The 16,374-nt window shown below is 46.4% G+C and carries 12 protein-coding genes and 1 riboswitch; of the genes, 11 read left to right on the top strand and 1 reads right to left on the bottom strand.

Translation table 11 applies throughout. The features are described 5' to 3' along the window. Positions 1-4 precede the first annotated feature (4 nt). The 4 genes from V5G21_RS03880 to V5G21_RS03865 all read left to right on the top strand — a co-directional run bounded on the left by V5G21_RS03880 (position 5) and on the right by V5G21_RS03865 (position 6,226). On the top strand, positions 5-1,378 hold the full coding sequence (locus V5G21_RS03880) for a murein hydrolase activator EnvC family protein (protein WP_011247905.1): 1,374 nt from the start codon (positions 5-7) through the stop codon (positions 1,376-1,378). Positions 1,379-1,526: 148 nt separating this feature from the next. Continuing rightward, positions 1,527-2,981 (top strand): S41 family peptidase, encoded by a 1,455-nt coding sequence (locus tag V5G21_RS03875; protein WP_011247904.1) that lies wholly within the window; start codon positions 1,527-1,529, stop codon positions 2,979-2,981. A 99-nt stretch (positions 2,982-3,080) separates the two neighbouring features. Further along, entirely contained in the window at positions 3,081-4,253 is a 1,173-nt protein-coding gene (locus V5G21_RS03870) for a PDZ domain-containing protein (protein ID WP_011247903.1), read from the top strand. A 260-nt stretch (positions 4,254-4,513) separates the two neighbouring features. After that, a complete protein-coding gene (locus V5G21_RS03865) occupies positions 4,514-6,226 on the top strand; it encodes an IS1182 family transposase (RefSeq protein ID WP_338465230.1) in 1,713 nt (570 codons plus the stop codon). Between the two features lie 25 nt (positions 6,227-6,251). On the opposite strand, the gene V5G21_RS03860 is transcribed toward V5G21_RS03865, so the two are convergent. Next, complete coding sequence (locus tag V5G21_RS03860; RefSeq protein WP_011247902.1) at positions 6,252-7,220, bottom strand: DMT family transporter; 969 nt, start codon at positions 7,218-7,220, stop codon at positions 6,252-6,254. A gap of 117 nt (positions 7,221-7,337) precedes the next feature. Beyond that, a riboswitch (FMN riboswitch) is annotated at positions 7,338-7,471 on the bottom strand. A gap of 422 nt (positions 7,472-7,893) precedes the next feature. On the opposite strand from V5G21_RS03860, the gene uvrB reads away from it, so the two are divergent. From uvrB to lgt, 7 genes are all read left to right on the top strand, one after another. Further along, positions 7,894-9,876, top strand: coding sequence for an excinuclease ABC subunit UvrB (gene uvrB, locus V5G21_RS03855; protein WP_011247901.1), 1,983 nt, complete (start codon positions 7,894-7,896; stop codon positions 9,874-9,876). A 9-nt stretch (positions 9,877-9,885) separates the two neighbouring features. Beyond that, the gene (uvrA, locus tag V5G21_RS03850) at positions 9,886-12,759 is read left to right on the top strand and encodes an excinuclease ABC subunit UvrA (RefSeq protein ID WP_035202768.1); all 2,874 of its coding nucleotides are present in this window, start codon (positions 9,886-9,888) and stop codon (positions 12,757-12,759) included. 67 nt (positions 12,760-12,826) lie between these two features. Beyond that, a complete protein-coding gene (locus V5G21_RS03845; RefSeq protein WP_011247899.1) occupies positions 12,827-13,891 on the top strand; it encodes a DUF4097 family beta strand repeat-containing protein in 1,065 nt (354 codons plus the stop codon). A 29-nt stretch (positions 13,892-13,920) separates the two neighbouring features. After that, positions 13,921-14,121, top strand: coding sequence for a PspC domain-containing protein (locus tag V5G21_RS03840; RefSeq protein WP_041824003.1), 201 nt, complete (start codon positions 13,921-13,923; stop codon positions 14,119-14,121). Continuing rightward, positions 14,118-14,462 carry a phage holin family protein gene (locus tag V5G21_RS03835; protein ID WP_011247898.1) on the top strand — a complete coding sequence of 115 codons (345 nt, stop codon included), beginning with the start codon at positions 14,118-14,120 and terminating at the stop codon, positions 14,460-14,462. Before V5G21_RS03840 ends, V5G21_RS03835 begins: the two co-directional genes overlap by 4 nt. Before the next feature lie 115 nt (positions 14,463-14,577). Next, positions 14,578-15,510 (top strand): HPr(Ser) kinase/phosphatase, encoded by a 933-nt coding sequence (gene hprK, locus V5G21_RS03830; RefSeq protein ID WP_011247897.1) that lies wholly within the window; start codon positions 14,578-14,580, stop codon positions 15,508-15,510. A 20-nt stretch (positions 15,511-15,530) separates the two neighbouring features. Beyond that, positions 15,531-16,364: a prolipoprotein diacylglyceryl transferase gene (lgt, locus tag V5G21_RS03825; protein ID WP_011247896.1), complete on the top strand. Its 834-nt coding sequence runs from the start codon at positions 15,531-15,533 to the stop codon at positions 16,362-16,364. The last annotated feature ends 10 nt before the right edge of the window (positions 16,365-16,374 follow it).

The following is a 16,374-nucleotide window of genomic DNA, read 5'->3' as shown; positions in this document are numbered from 1 at the left end:
AACGGTGAAAAAACGAATGGTCACTACAACTGCTGCTTTAACCATTGCTGGCGCTTTGCTAGGCAGTAGTTTTCAGCCAGCTTTTGCAGAACCCGATATAAAGAAACAGTTGGATGACGTGCAAGAACAACAAAAAGAAAACGTTGAAAAAGCCGAAAAAACGGAGTCCGATCTAACGAAATTAGACAGCGAATTAAAAGATCTCCAAGCAGAATTGGATGAATTGAAGCAGGAAGAAGAAACAACACAACAAAACTTAGACGAAACAGAAGCGGAATTGGCAGAAATAGAAGCGGATATCGAGTCATTAGAGGAAGAAATTGCGGTTATGGAAGAACGAATAGCTGAGAGACGGGGGCTTTTGGAAGAACGGGCCGTTGCTGCCTATGAATCTGGTGGCGAAGTCAGTTATTTAGAAGTTTTACTTGGTGCGAAAAGTTTTGGCGATTTTATTGAACGGGTTTCAGCTATTTCTACAATTGCCAAACATGACCAGGAAATGCTTGATGAATACATAGCTGATGAAAAAGAACTACAAGCGAAAAAAGAGGAAGTAGAAGAAAAACAGGCTGATGTCGAAGCGCAAAAGGCAGAACTCGAAGCGTTAAAAGAAGATCTTGTTGTGCAAACGGAAGAAATAGACGAGTTGCAAGCGGAATTAAAAGAAAAGGAAGAAGAACTACAAGCGCAGTTAGGCGACATCATGTCTGAGGAAGAATCATTGCAAAAGCAAGAAGAAGCGCTGGAAGCTGAGTTAAAAGCGTGGGAAGAAGAACAGGAACGCCTAAAAGAAGAAGAGGAACGTAAAGCCCGTGAGGCCGAAGATCAAGCTGCTAAGGAACAGGAGGCGGCAAAGGCGAAGGAAACGGAGGAATCCAGCGAAATAGCCCAAGCTGCTGAAAAGCCGCAAGCAGGCGACGATAACAACAACGAGAAGAGCAACCAAGAACAAGAGGCTGCTCCTTCTGTAGAAAGTTCAGGCGCGTTTGTACGGCCGGCAACAGGATCGATTACATCGAATTACGGCCAACGCTGGGGAAGAATGCACTGGGGCATCGATATTGGTAAGAACGGCAGAGCGGGCGATGTGCCAATCGTCTCTGTGTTAGATGGAACGGTTGCTTCTACAGAATACCGCAGTGACTTTGGCAACTGGGTTGTCGTTACCCACCAAATCGACGGAAAACAACTGACAACAGTGTATGCCCATCTTGAACGGATTGATGTCAGCCCTGGTGACCGTGTTAAAGCAGGCCAGCAGCTGGGACTAATGGGCAATACGGGCAGGTCGACAGGGCCACACTTGCACTTCGAAGTCCATGAAGGGCCATTTAACTGGGACCGTTCAAATGCAGTCGATCCGATGAAATATATGTAAATACTCGAGCGCCTTGGCAAGTACAGGGCGCTTTTTTTGTGAATGCAAAATCGCTTTTTGACAGAAGCTTGCCGACAAATTAGAATGGAAAGAGAAACGAAACAGAAAGCAAGGCAATTCGTTTTATAAGTGGGAGTGGTGAGCAATTTTGAAAACAAAGCATCTCGTGTGGACAGTAGCTGTGCTGGCAGCCGTGCTGGTCGGAGGGTTTTTCTTTATAGGTGGTATGAACACTGGCTCTCCTAATCCGATTCAGCCAAACAATGGAAATGAATCGGTTGTGGAATTAAGCGATGACGAATTAATGGATAAATTTGAGCGAGCACTCGCCACGATTGAGTCGGAGTACGTGACAGAGACGGATCGCCAACAATTAATTGAAGGTGCCATCAATGGGATGGTAGAAACGTTAAATGACCCATTTTCTGACTATATGGATGTAAGTTCGGCAACAGATTTTCAACAGTCGCTCAGCTCTCATTTTGAAGGAATTGGAGCGGAAGTCGGCATGATCGACGGAAATGTTTCGATTATTAGCCCGATGCGCGAGTCTCCAGCTGAAAAAGCAGGACTTTTGCCAAATGATGCCATTATTGCCATTGACGGCGAGTCGATTGAAGGCTGGTCTGTTAATGAAGCTGTGGCGAACATTCGCGGCGAGGGCGGTACAACCGTTACGTTGACAATTGCACGTAATGGAGTGAAGGACCCTTTTGATGTTAAAATCGAACGGGATACGATTGAAGTCGAATCTGTTCGCGCAGATACGTTTGAGCAAGATGGGAAGAAAATTGGCAGACTGGAAATCACCTCTTTTTCAGAGGACGTAGGCACCCAATTTGAAGAGCAGTTGCAGACGTTAGAAGAAGACGGAATCGACGGTTTGGTCATTGATGTCCGCGGCAATCCTGGCGGGTATTTAGAAGGAGCGACCAAAATTGGTGACGCGATTATTCCAGAAGGCAAACCGGTAGTGCAAATTGAACATGGCAACGGCGAAATTGATAGTTATTTGTCAAAAATGAAAGGCAAAAAACCTTATCCTGTTGTCGGCTTGATTAATGAAAGCAGTGCTTCAGCTTCTGAAATTCTCGCAGCTGCGTTAAAAGAGTCAGGCGACTATGATTTAGTAGGCGAGACGACATTTGGGAAAGGGACTGTACAAAAATCAATCCCAATGGATGACGGCAGCGCCTTGAAAATTACGACAGACCGGTGGTTGACGGCAGGCGGCAACACGATTGATCAAGAGGGAGTCGAGCCGACCGTTAAACAACGGCAACCTGACTATTTTTATGCTGTCGCGCTTACAGTGGAAGAAACGTTTGTCAAAGACCAAGTGTCAGACCAAATTGGCAATGCCCAAAAGATGCTGACTGGCTTAGGCTTCGATGTTGGCCGGGATGACGGCTATTTTGACGAGAAAACTGAAGAAGCGATCATTGCTTTTCAACAATCCCATGATTTACAAGCAAACGGCGAATTGAATGAAGAAACGGCAGGAAAACTTCAAGAAGACATTTTGTCCCATATTCGTGACACTGCTAACGATGAGCAGCTGAAACGGGCGGTTGAATTGGCTGCTGAGCAAGCGTCCCAATAGGCAGGAAACAGCCGGAAGTTTGTCGAAACGTAAGGATAGCTGCCTTTCTAGGGGCGGTTATCCTTTTTTGAATCTGTAGGAAAAGCTGGAGGATATAAAATGATAGAAACTACTTTGACAGCCATTAGTAGCTTTTTGCTGCACCCGCTTTTTTACATAGGCATTGCTGCTTTTGCCTTTATCGGCGCTGTTCGCGTTGCAAAAGAAAGAGCTTCTTTTCATACACGGGTTTACGCCAAACGTGCTGATTTTGTCCTCAGCCTCTTGCCTGGCTTGCTTGCCGGCCTGATCGCAAGCTTCGTGCTTATTGGTTATGGCTTAACACTGACCACTCCAGTTTTGCTGCTTGTTGCAGCGGCAAGCTTGTTATTACTACTAACGGGGCGGATGCAGCTACAGTCGCCTGCTTACTACATCCCTTTAGCAGCAGTTGCGCTTGCTTTGTTGCCAAGCCTCACATTACCAACATGGCTAGACGGCGAACTTGAGTCTCAGATTTTGTACCCAAGCCTATTTTTGTTTGCAGCTGTTACCCTTCTCGCCCAAGCATTTCTAGTCCGCTTTAATGGGGCAGCATTGACTTCCCCGCGCTTGGAAATCGGCAAAAGAGGGCGCTTTGTCGGTGTGCATATCGCAAACCGCCTTTGGCTTCTCCCTATCGTTGTGTTTATACCAGAGGGAATGCTTCCTGCCTTTTCCTATTGGCCGCTTATCCACATCGAGGGCATGACGTTTCAACCGCTGTTGATCCCTGTCCTTGTCGGTTTTGGCAAGAAAATCGGTTCATTGCCAAAAGACACCGTTGCTACTGAAGCCAAGGCCATTTATCCTCTCGCAGTACTTGCGTTTGTAGGCGCTGCAGCTCTCTATTTCTTACCGGAGTATTGGTTTTTGTGCTTGTGGTCCGCTTTGTTGGCGGGACTAAAACTGGCGCTTGATATCCGTTCTGCCATTGCCGAAAAAAACAAGCCAGCTTTTTTCACGGAAGAAGAAAAAGGTTGCCGTGTCGTCGGTGTTCTCCCTGGCAGCCCGGCGGAAAAAATGGGCATTGCCATTGGGGAAGAAATTACGAAAGTAAATGGCCAACCTGTCCATAATGAACAAACGATGTATCAAGCATTGCAAATCAATCCTGTATACTGCAAGCTAGAAGTAAAAGACTTAGCAGGGGAAGCACGGTTTGTACATGGACCTCTTTACAGCGGCGAGCATTACCAGTTAGGGGCGTTGCTCGTGCGCCAGGAAGAACAGCTAGCAGACTCCATTGTGTAGCGTAGCGGTCACTCAGTCATAAGAAACGCTAATTAGGCGAGGGAAGATGGGGAATGTAATGTTCATACGTATAGGGCTGCGACAAAAAACGTGTATGAGGGCGTTTGTCTACAGTCTGAAGGAGTTGTCCCAAAAGGTCATAGATAAATGACCTTTTGGGGTGGCTTTTTTGCATTTAGATAAAAAAGCACAAAAAAACCGCCCAATCGTTTAAAATGAAGGTACCACTACCAAAATTCAAACGAAAGCAGGCGATTTTTTTGCGTAACCCAAAGGTCACTTTCCAAGAGTATACCATGAATCAACTCTATCTGCCTATGGATTTTTCCGATCTTATCCCCGAACATCATGTCGCGCGTGTGGTCAGTGACGTGGTGGATGGGTTGGATGACGATTTCTTTGTTCGTGCGTATGAAGGCGGAGGCAGACCCGCCTATCATCCGAAAATGATGACAAAGATTGTCCTATATGCGTATACGCAACGTTGGTTCTCGTGCCGAGCCATGGGACAAGCCCTCAAAGAAAACCTGCCGATGATGTGGCTCGCTGCTGGACAAGCCCCGAACTTTCGGACGATCAATCGCTTTCGCTCAGAACGTTTCCAATCGTTGATGGAAGGCCTGTATACCGAAATGACGCATCTCCTAATCGAGGAAGGCTATGTCGACTTGGAGGCGTATTTTCTCGATGGCACCAAAATCGAAGCGAACGCCAATAAATACTCGTTCGTTTGGAAAAAGAGCACGCTTTCCCACGAAGAAAAGCTTCAAATGAAAATCGAGGAAACGTTAGAGGTCATTCAAGAAGCGATTGCGTTGGATACCGAAACCTTCAAGCAGGAAGATGCCACGTTTGAACGGCAACGGATCAGCCACAAACGTCTTCAAGACGTCGTCACAAAGGTGGAAAAGGAACTGAATGCGATGGACCAAGCAATCGCAGTAGCCCCATCCAAAGAAGAAAAACGCGCCCACCAAGAAGCGAGCAAGCCACTACGAAAGGCCTACCGAAGCTTAACGAAAGACCATCTTCCTCGTTTGGAAAAATACGAAGAACAGATGGGCCTCTTTGGCGAGCGCAACAGCTTTTCTAAAACCGACCCAGATGCCACGTTCATGCGGATGAAAGACGATCACATGAACAATGGGCAACTCAAGGCAGGGTATAACTGGCAAGTGGCGACACAAAACCAATTCATTCTTCACTACACGGTTCACCAAAACCCAACCGATACCCGTTGTTTGATCCCGCATTTTGAGCACTTTAAAGCGACAGGTCTGCCTTTGCCAAACTGGTTCATTGCCGATGCAGGCTACGGAAGTGAAAGCAATTATCTTTACATGGAAGAGCAAGAAACGGTCACATCGCTCATTCCCTACAACACCTATCGCCAAGAACAAAAACGATCATTCCTAAAGCAAGCCTACCATCCGTATAACTGGCGGTATGACGAACACGAGGATGTCTATTGGTGCCCAAACAACCGGAAGGTCGCCTTTAAAGCCTATAGCCGACGTACCGATCGTTATGGATTCAAGCGCGACTTCAAGATGTATGAATGCGAGTCCTGTGAGGGGTGTCCGTTCAAAGCAGACTGTACGAGGGGCAAGGGGCCTCGGCAAATCCATTACAACCCCATCTACGAGGAACTCAAAGCCAAAGAAGCGGCAAAACTACATAGTGAAAGAGGAGCCACACTCTACGCGCAAAGAAAAACGGACGTCGAGAGTGTATTTGGGCATGCCAAACAAAATCTCGGGTTTCGACGATTCCACCTTCGCGGGTTGGAAAAGGTGACGGTGGAGCTTGGTTGGCTGGGGTTGGCCCTCAATCTGAAGAAAATGGCGGGCCTTGCCCGCCATCATTCACCGAAATACCGATCCATCCAAATAAAGGGGAGTCGAGATCAAGTCAGATCTCGACTCCCCTTCTTCATTTTAAAGGCTTTTGGGACAACCTCTTTTTTATGGTAGCAGCATGAAAGGAACAGGTAGCCCTTTATGCGGAAGCAGCCCGTTTTTCTAAAGGCGGCAATACTTCTTTGGCATCCTGTTGCTTGGAAATCTGATAAAGAACAATCCAGATCAGCGCAAAGCCAAGCGCTTGGGGAAACGTAACCGTTTCTTGCATCGTCACCCAGGAGACAAGCAATCCTGCCATTGGGAAACTAAGCTCGGCAATCGTAGCCACAGAAGCTTTAATCGCCTGCAAGCCCCGGTAATAAAGTAGCATTGAGACCAAGCCTGGCAAAAGCGCTGAAGCTAGTAAGTTTATGCTAATAAAGAAGAGAGCTGTAGCCGAAGCTGGCTCGTTCCAGGCATCTGGCGAAGTTAAAACAAGGACGCTAAGCAAGGGCAAAGCCAAGAGAAAGCGGAGCGCTGTCACTGTTTCATAGCGGCATTTTCGTAAAAGCAAACGTCCCATAACGGTGGAGCCGCCCCATAAGGCTGCTGCGCCAATGGCGAACAGGCTGCCAAGTTGAAAAACATCGCCAAACCCGCTGATTGGCAAGGAAAAGCCAAATGTAAGTAAATAAGTACCAACAAGTGCGACTGGCACGAGATACCCAAAATGTTTGGGCCACGATTCTTTTAAAACAAAACGGGCAAGCACAATCGCGAAAATCGGCTGGAGCTTTTGCAAGAGCAACACCGAATTGATTTGTCCCATTCCGTGTGTCGCTGCATAAGTGAGCCCCTGTGTAAATAACAACGTAGCAATAGCTGAGCCGCCCCACGATATGAAAAGCAAGGCGCCAATGTCGACTAACGACAAATGAGCCAAGTCGCTTCTATATGTCCAAATAAGAGGAACGGCGATAAAAGCCAAAATAATATGTTCGATAAAGACAATCTGCAAAGACGTCATTGTTTCAAGGAGAAGGAGGCGGAAAAGAGGGTTAATGCCCCAGAAAGCCGCTCCTATTACAATGAACCAAAATGTTTTTTGCGTGTGCGGTTGTTGCATGTGATGTCAAAACCCTTTCGTTTGAATCGGCCCTCCTAAAAATCAAAACAGCCCTGAATGTGCACGTTCATTCAGGGCCTCTCAAATAAGCATGGGCGCGTCTTGCCATGCTTATTCGTTGATCTTCTCCCATCCGGACTTTAACCGTCGGCTTTGGAATTCCACCAAATCAGTCCCCTTATTGATAAAAGAAAAGGAGAGTCGCGGGCTTTTACCGCCGGCCAGGAGTTTCACCTGCCCCGAAGATACCTATTCATTATTTTTAGCATGTTAATCTTACCGTAATTGTCGGCATTCGTCCAGCGTCAGGAATCCAATTCAATTGGAAATTATTTTTAGTACGTATGTTCGTTAAGTTTGTAGGTATTTGCATCAGGTTATGCTATAATGAAAAGCGAACACTTGTTTATAAAGAACGACAAAGGCGGGCCACGTCTTAAAACCGCACGTGCTAAGATCCAAACAAGCCCATGCTTGACGGCAAACGTTTCGGCTATCGACCCGCCTAATATTGTTGGATAAAAATGGCTTTAGGATTGAGTGACAAATAAGCTTCATCCCTCACATGTTTGGTTGTCTGCAAGTGAGGGAAGTTTTTGTATTAATAAATAAAGGAGGAAGGTAGCACTTTTGTGAAAAGGGCGAAGCCGATTCATGAAAGTACCAAGTGATTATGGACCAAACGTTTCAGCTTGTATCAGATTATTCTCCTCAAGGGGACCAGCCAAAAGCAATTGAGCAAATTGTGACAGGCATTCAAAACGGCAAAAAGCACCAAACATTGCTTGGCGCTACCGGAACAGGTAAGACGTTTACGATGTCAAACGTGATCCAAGCCGTTAATAAGCCGACGCTTGTGATGGCTCATAATAAAACGCTTGCCGGGCAATTGTATAGCGAATTTAAACAGTTGTTTCCCAATAACGCAGTTGAGTATTTTGTCAGTTATTATGATTATTACCAACCAGAGGCTTACGTCCCGTCTTCAGACACGTTTATTGAAAAAGATGCAAGTATAAACGACGAGATTGATAAGCTTAGGCATTCGGCGACAAGTTCCTTGTTTGAACGGAGAGATGTCATCATTATCGCCAGCGTGTCTTGTATTTACGGTTTAGGTTCACCAGAAGAATACCGAGACTTAGTGTTGTCCATTCGCACAGGCATGGAAATGGACCGGAACAGCCTGTTGCGGAAATTGGTTGACATCCAATATGACCGCAACGACATAAATTTTGTTCGTGGTACATTCAGAGTCCGCGGCGATGTCGTCGAAATTTTTCCTGCTTCACGGGATGAACAGTGCATGCGTGTTGAATTTTTTGGCGACGAGATAGAGAGAATCACAGAAGTGGATGCCCTCACTGGAGAAATAAAAGGCGAGCGTCACCATGTCTCTATCTTTCCGGCTTCCCACTTTGTGACCCGTGAAGAAAAAATGAAAAAAGCAATTGCCAATATTGAAGTGGAATTAGAAGAAAGGCTTTCCGTTTTGCGCAAGGAAGAGAAGCTGTTGGAAGCGCAGCGTTTAGAGCAGCGCACCCGTTATGATTTAGAAATGATGGCGGAAATGGGCTTTTGTTCAGGGATTGAAAACTATTCTCGCCATTTGACGCTTCGGGAAGCGGGAGCAACTCCGTATACATTGTTGGACTTTTTTCCGAAGGACTTTTTGCTTATTGTCGATGAGTCTCACGTTACCCTTCCCCAAGTGCGAGGCATGTACAACGGCGATAGAGCCCGGAAAGAAATTCTTGTCAATCATGGGTTCCGTTTGCCCTCAGCCCTTGATAACAGGCCGTTAAAATTCGAAGAGTTTGAAGAGAAAGTTGGCCAGGCCGTCTATGTATCAGCCACTCCAGGACCGTACGAACTGGAACACACGCCTGAAATGGTCGAACAGATTATCCGCCCAACTGGTTTGCTAGATCCTGTAGTAGAAGTCCGCCCGATTGAAGGGCAAATCGATGACTTAATCGGTCAAATCCATGACCAAATCGCCAAGGACGAGCGTGTGTTAGTAACAACGCTTACGAAAAAGATGGCGGAAGACTTAACTGATTATCTAAAGGAAATCGGTATTAAAGTCCGTTATCTCCACTCGGAAGTCAAAACGCTAGAACGGCTAGAAATTATTCGCCAACTGCGCCTTGGGACATTTGATGTTCTTATCGGCATAAACTTGTTGCGGGAAGGCATTGACATTCCAGAAGTGTCGCTTGTGGCGATTCTTGATGCCGATAAAGAAGGATTTTTACGAGCAGAACGTTCGTTGATTCAAACGATTGGCCGGGCTGCACGAAATGCGAATGGCCGTGTCATTATGTATGCCGATAAAATGACCCACTCAATGGAAGTGGCGATTAACGAAACGAAACGGCGCCGTCAAATCCAGCAGGCATACAATGAACAGCATGGCATTACACCGCAAACGATTCAAAAACGGATACCAGAAGTCGTGCAAGCAACGTATGCAGCGGAAGAGACCGGCGATTACAAAGCTTCCTCGACATCATCGAAAAAACTAGGCAAAAAAGAACGCCAGGCAACGATTGAGCGTGTAGAAGCGGAAATGAAACAGGCCGCTAAAGAGTTGAATTTTGAACGAGCCGCTGAATTGCGCGATGTGTTGTTAGAATTAAAAGCGGAAGGATGACACGAATAAATGGCACATGAACAGATTGTCGTTAAAGGGGCACGATCCAACAACTTAAAAAACATGGATGTGACGATTCCGAGGGATAAGCTTGTCGTGTTAACAGGCCTCTCTGGTTCTGGCAAGTCATCGCTTGCATTTGATACCATTTACGCAGAAGGGCAGCGGCGTTATGTGGAGTCGCTGTCCGCTTACGCTCGTCAGTTTCTTGGACAAATGGATAAACCGGATGTTGACTCGATCGAAGGGCTGTCTCCGGCGATTTCGATCGATCAAAAGACAACAAGTCGCAACCCTCGTTCTACAGTTGGAACGGTAACAGAGATCCACGACTACTTGCGGCTATTGTATGCCCGAATTGGTCGGCCCGTCTGCCCACGTCATGGCATTGAAATTTCCTCGCAGACGATTGAGCAAATGGTGGATCGCCTCCTTGAGTATCCAGAGCGTACTAAAATGCAAATTCTTGCGCCACTTGTATCAGGGCGTAAAGGCACGCACGTAAAGACGCTTGAACAGATTAAAAGAGACGGGTATGTCCGTATCCGCGTCGATGGAGAAATGCGGGAAGCATCCGAAGAAATCGAGCTAGATAAAAACAAAAAGCATACGATCGAAGTAGTCATTGACCGGATTGTGATAAAAGAGGGCGTCCAAGCGCGAATTGCAGACTCCCTGGAAACCGCTTTGACGCTTGCTGGCGGCAGAGTGCTCGTTGACGTCATCGGCGAAGAGGAGTTGTTGTTCAGTCAGCAGCACGCATGCCCTGAGTGCGGTTTTTCCATTCCTGAACTTGAGCCACGCTTGTTTTCATTTAATAGCCCGTTCGGCGCTTGCCCATCGTGTGATGGACTTGGTTCAAAGCAGGAAGTGGACAGTGAGCTTGTCGTGCCAGACCCAAACCGGTCATTGCGTGAACATGCCCTCGCTCCGTGGGAACCGACAAGTTCCAATTATTATCCACAGTTATTGCAAGCAGTGTGCGACCACTTTGGTATTGATATGGACGTGCCGTTTGAAAAGCTGCCAGCAACGCAGCAACAAATTTTGTTAGAGGGAAGCGGAAAGGAGAAAATCTTTTTCCGCTATGAAAACGACTTTGGCCGCGTTCATGAACATACAATTGTATTTGAAGGGGTGCTCGCCAATGTAGCCCGACGCTATCGAGAAACAAGTTCTGATTACATTCGCGAACAAATGGAAATGTACATGTCGCAGAAAAAATGCCCAACGTGCAAAGGTTATAGGCTAAAAAAGGAAGCACTTGCTGTTTTTGTCGGCGGCAAACATCTAGGCGAAGTGAGCCAAATGACATGCACCGATGCGATCCAATTTGTTAAGTCGCTTGACTTGACTGAAAAAGAACGCGCCATTGCTCGTTTGATTATAAAAGAAATCGAAGACCGTCTAGGCTTTTTAGTCAATGTCGGACTCGATTACTTAACCCTTTCCCGAGCGGCGGGGACACTGTCTGGAGGAGAAGCGCAGCGTATTCGGCTCGCTACGCAAATCGGGTCATCGCTTATGGGTGTGCTTTACATTCTTGATGAACCTTCCATTGGCCTCCATCAGCGTGACAATGACCGTTTAATCGAGACATTGAAACATATGCGTGACCTTGGCAACACGCTTATCGTAGTTGAACACGATGAGGACACGATGCTGGCCGCTGACCACATTATTGACATCGGTCCAGGAGCAGGGATGCATGGTGGATATATTACTGCGCAAGGAACGCCAAAAGAACTAACAGAAAATCCCCATTCGTTGACAGGGAAGTATTTGTCAGGGGAAAAATTTATCCCTGTTCCCCGTGAAAGACGTCCTCTTACTGATCGCTCGTTTACAGTAAAAAAGGCGTCAGCCAATAACTTAAAAAACATTGATGTCACGTTCCCACTTGGCGTGTTTATCGCTGTTACAGGTGTTTCTGGCTCTGGGAAAAGCACGCTCGTCAACGAAATTGTTCACAAAGCGCTGGCGCAGCGGATTCACCGCGCCAAAGCGAAGCCAGGACCACATAAAGAAATCATTGGCATTGATGAAATGGATAAAGTGATTGACATTGACCAATCGCCGATCGGGCGGACTCCACGTTCCAACCCGGCAACATACACTAGCATGTTTGACGATATACGGGATGTGTTCGCGATGACGAATGAAGCGAAAGTCCGCGGTTATAAAAAAGGACGTTTCAGCTTCAATGTCAAAGGGGGGCGGTGCGAAGCCTGTAAGGGTGACGGGATCATCAAAATCGAAATGCACTTTTTGCCTGACGTCTACGTTCCTTGTGAAGTATGCCACGGAAAACGTTATAACCGCGAAACACTTGAAGTGACATATAAAGGCAAAACGATTGCCGATGTATTGGAAATGACGATCGAAGAAGGCGCTGAATTTTTTGCCAGCATTCCAAAGATTAACCGCAAAATCCAGACGCTCATTGATGTTGGTCTCGGTTATTTAAAAATGGGGCAACCGGCGACGACGCTTTCAGGTGGGGAAGCGCAACGGGTGAAGTTGGCCTCCCAGTTGCACAAACGCTCAACAGGACGAACTCTTTATATTCTCGATGAACCGACGACTGGTCTCCATGTTGATGATATTGCCCGGTTGTTAAAAGTGCTTCAACGCCTTGTCGACAATGGCGACACTGTCTTGGTTATTGAGCATAACTTAGATGTCATTAAAACGGCTGACCATATCATTGACCTTGGGCCAGAAGGAGGCAAAAACGGCGGCACAATCGTGGCTGAAGGAACGCCAGAGCATGTAGCCGAAACCAGTGCCTCCTATACAGGGGCCTATTTAAAACCTATTCTAGCTCGTGATAAAGCTAGACAAGAAGCGTTGTTTGCCGGGGCAGAGCAAAAAAGTTCATAAAAGCTGAAACATCTTGCCTAGCTGCTCCGTAATACAGTAATAGAAAGCCGATAAAGGAGCGATTGCCATGGAAGAACGTATGATGATCTTGAAAATGATTGAAGATGGGAAGGTTACAGCAGAAGAAGGGTTGCGTTTGCTTGAGGCGATCGGCAAGGACGAAGCCGATACAGCAAAACAGGATTCTCATCAAAGCGGGCGTAACAAAGACACGCGGGAAGAGTCGCCTCTTTCAAAGTTGAGTGGTTTTTTTGAAACAGCGATTCAAAAAGTGAAAGAGGGCGACTTGGACTTTAATTTTGGAACACTGACAGAAATTGACCACGTCTTCCAACAGCAAAACATTTCGCCTCGTTCTTTGAAAGTATCATTAGAAAACGGATCAGTCGACGTCGTTCCATGGGATAAACAAGATGTGCGCTTGGAGTGCCAAGTGAAAGTGTATCGTGTACGTGATACTGAGCAAGCAAAAGAGTTTTTCCTTAAAGAATCTGTATTCTCGGCTACAGATGAAACGTTGTTGTTTGAAACAAAGACGAAATCGATGAAAGTGGTGGCAACATTGTATGTGCCCCAATCCTCATACGGACGTATTAAGCTTTATACATTTAATGGCGCTTTAAAAGGGGAAGACCTAAAGGCGGATACATTTGAAGCCAACACAACAAACGGTTCGATTAAAACAACAAATATCGAATCGAAAAAAGCGAGCATGGAGACGGTCAATGGCAGCATATCTTGCGAGCAAAGCCAATTGCAACTTCTTGATGCTAAAACATTGAATGGTTCGGTTAAAGTATCCGGATCGATCCAAGACGCAGACGTAGAAACAGTCAATGGCTCGATCACTTATGAGATGGAAGCGTCAACCGATGCAGGCTATGTTGATTTAAAAACAACAACAGGAAGTGTGAAATTGCTTGTTTCCCCTGCTGTGCGCATTGAAGCCAAGCTAAAGTCAAATGTTGGCTCAATCAATAACCGTTTGGCTGATGTAGAAATTCTCGATGAGAAAAAAGAATTTGCGCAGCGCTACATGCAGTTGACTGGCAACCAGGCGCAAGAAAAGCGTGTCAAAGTCCATGCTGTCGCGAATACTGGCAGCATTACTGTACAAGATAAAGACAGTTAAAGGGAATGCCAACGAAAGGAATGGGAAGCATGAAGCGCCTTACAAAGTCTCAAGATAAACAGCTACTTGCAGGCGTCTGTGCCAGGAAGGCCGACTATGTGACTATCGACCCGTTCCATTGTGCGGCTTATTACGGTCACTTTAGCAATCCCAACATCGTTTTTTCCAATCGTGCTTGTCTATATAGTGGCGATGTTGCTTATGCCGATAAAGGAGCGTGTTTAATATGAGATGGCTTCTCGGTTTAGTCTTAAACGCTCTCGTGTTATGGATGCTCTCACAACTGTTTTCTGGCTTTTACTTGTCTAGCTTTTTCGCTGCACTAGTAGCAGCGTTTCTCCTGAACATTTTAAATTGGACAGTCAAGCCGATTTTAACAGTATTAACGTTGCCGATCACGATTTTGACGCTAGGGCTGTTCTTGTTTGTCATTAGTGCAATAACGCTCATGCTGACATCGATCATGATGGGCAGCGCTTTTGAAATCAGCGGCTTCGGCACGGCATTGCTTGCAGCCGTTATCATTGCCCTGTTCCAAACATTTCTCATCAACCCCATTAAAAACAACTAACAGGCCGCGAATGCGGCCTGTTTTTTATAACCTTTTTTAGGCGTCTGGCGCAAATCATGCTACAATAGCTCTAGCACGATTCGCTCTTGTAAGTGGACAAATGAGGTGAAAGAAAATGGCAAAAGTCACAGCAAATGATTTGTTAGAGAAATTTCAATTTGAACTTTTAGCTGGCGAAGAAGGAATTTACCGGCCCATAACAACAAGCGACATTTCCAGGCCAGGAATTGAAATGGCTGGCTTTTTTACATATTATCCAGCCCGTCGCCTCCAGCTCATTGGGCGGACGGAGCTTTCTTTTTTGAAGTCGCTCTCCGACCAAGAAAAGGAAGAACGGATGACCAAATTGTGTACGTATGACACACCAGGCATTATTCTTTCACGTGGTCTGGAAGCGCCTGAACAACTTATTGCCGCTGCCGATAAACGTGGCGTGCCTGTTTTGCGTTCGACATTAACAACAACGCAACTTAGTAGTCGAGTCACCAATTTCTTGGAAAGCGAATTAGCGCCTGTGACTGCTGTCCATGGCGTGCTTGTTGACATTTATGGCATTGGCGTTTTGATTACAGGCGGAAGCGGCGTCGGCAAAAGCGAGACTGCACTTGATTTGGTTCGCCGGGGCCATCGCCTTGTCGCTGATGATTCTGTTGAAATCCGCCAGCAAAATGAGGACACGTTAGTCGGGTATCCACCGCCGCTTTTGCAACATTTGCTAGAAATCCGCGGGCTTGGCATCATTAATGTCATGACGTTATTTGGGGCAGGGGCGGTTCGTCCGTTTAAACGGATTAGCCTTTGTATGAATTTAGAGCTTTGGGACCAAACCAAAGCGTATGACCGTCTTGGACTCGAAGAAGACAAAATGAAAATTTTTGATACGGAAATTACCAAAATGACCGTCCCTGTTCGTCCAGGGCGAAATTTAGCTGTTATTATTGAGGTAGCTGCGATGAATTTCCGCCTGAAACGATTAGGCTTTAATGCAGCACAAGAATTTTCGGAACGTTTAACCCAAGTGATTGAACATGGGGAAAATGAATTTTAAAGACAGGGGAGACGAACGGAATGGAAGAACAAATTGAACCGATTGACCGCGTTTTTGTCCAGCTTGGGCCCATCGCGATTTATTGGTATGCCGTCCTCATTCTGCTTGGAGTCGCCGTCGGTTATTTTATGGCGCGGCGCGAGTCGGTTAAGCGAGGACTGCCGCAGGAGACGTTTGCTGATTTGCTAGTCTGGGCGTTGCCGATTTCCATTCTATCGGCTCGAGCTTACTACGTTATTTTTCGGTGGGAGCAGTTTGCTGATAATCCAATTAGTGTTTTTTATTTGCGTGAAGGCGGAATAGCGATTCATGGCGCTTTAATTGGAGCGGTTGTCACAGCGATTGTGTTTGCCAAAAAACGTGGGTTGTCGTTTTGGAAACTCGCCGATGTGGCGGCGCCTAGCATTTTGATTGGCCAAGCGATTGGCCGCTGGGGCAATTTTGTCAATCAAGAAGTATACGGGGCGGAAGTCACAAGGGAATTTCTTGAGGGGATGTTTTTGCCTGATTGGATTATTAATCAAATGTATATTAATGGGACGTACTATCAACCGACATTTTTGTACGAATCGCTTTGGAACGTGCTAGGAGTAGTCGTGCTATTGCTCCTTCGCAAAGCAAACTTGCGCCAAGGCGAACTATTCTTATCGTATGTAATTTGGTATTCGGTTGGACGTTTTGTGATCGAAGGCATGCGGTTAGACTATTTATTAATTGGCGATTCCCTTCGCACAGCGCAGCTTTTATCGATCATTTTGGTCGTGGCAGCAATTGCCCTTTGGGTATACCGGCGCCTTTGGGTAAAACCGCCGCGGTACTTGAATCCAGACGCAGCTACAAAACAGAGAAAATAGAGAGGGAAGA

The organism is Shouchella rhizosphaerae (assembly GCF_036700015.1).
Lineage (GTDB): Bacteria > Bacillota > Bacilli > Bacillales > Bacillaceae_D > Shouchella > Shouchella rhizosphaerae.
The sequence above is the reverse complement of the archived record's forward strand: the minus strand, read 5'-3'. Positions and strand labels throughout refer to the sequence as shown.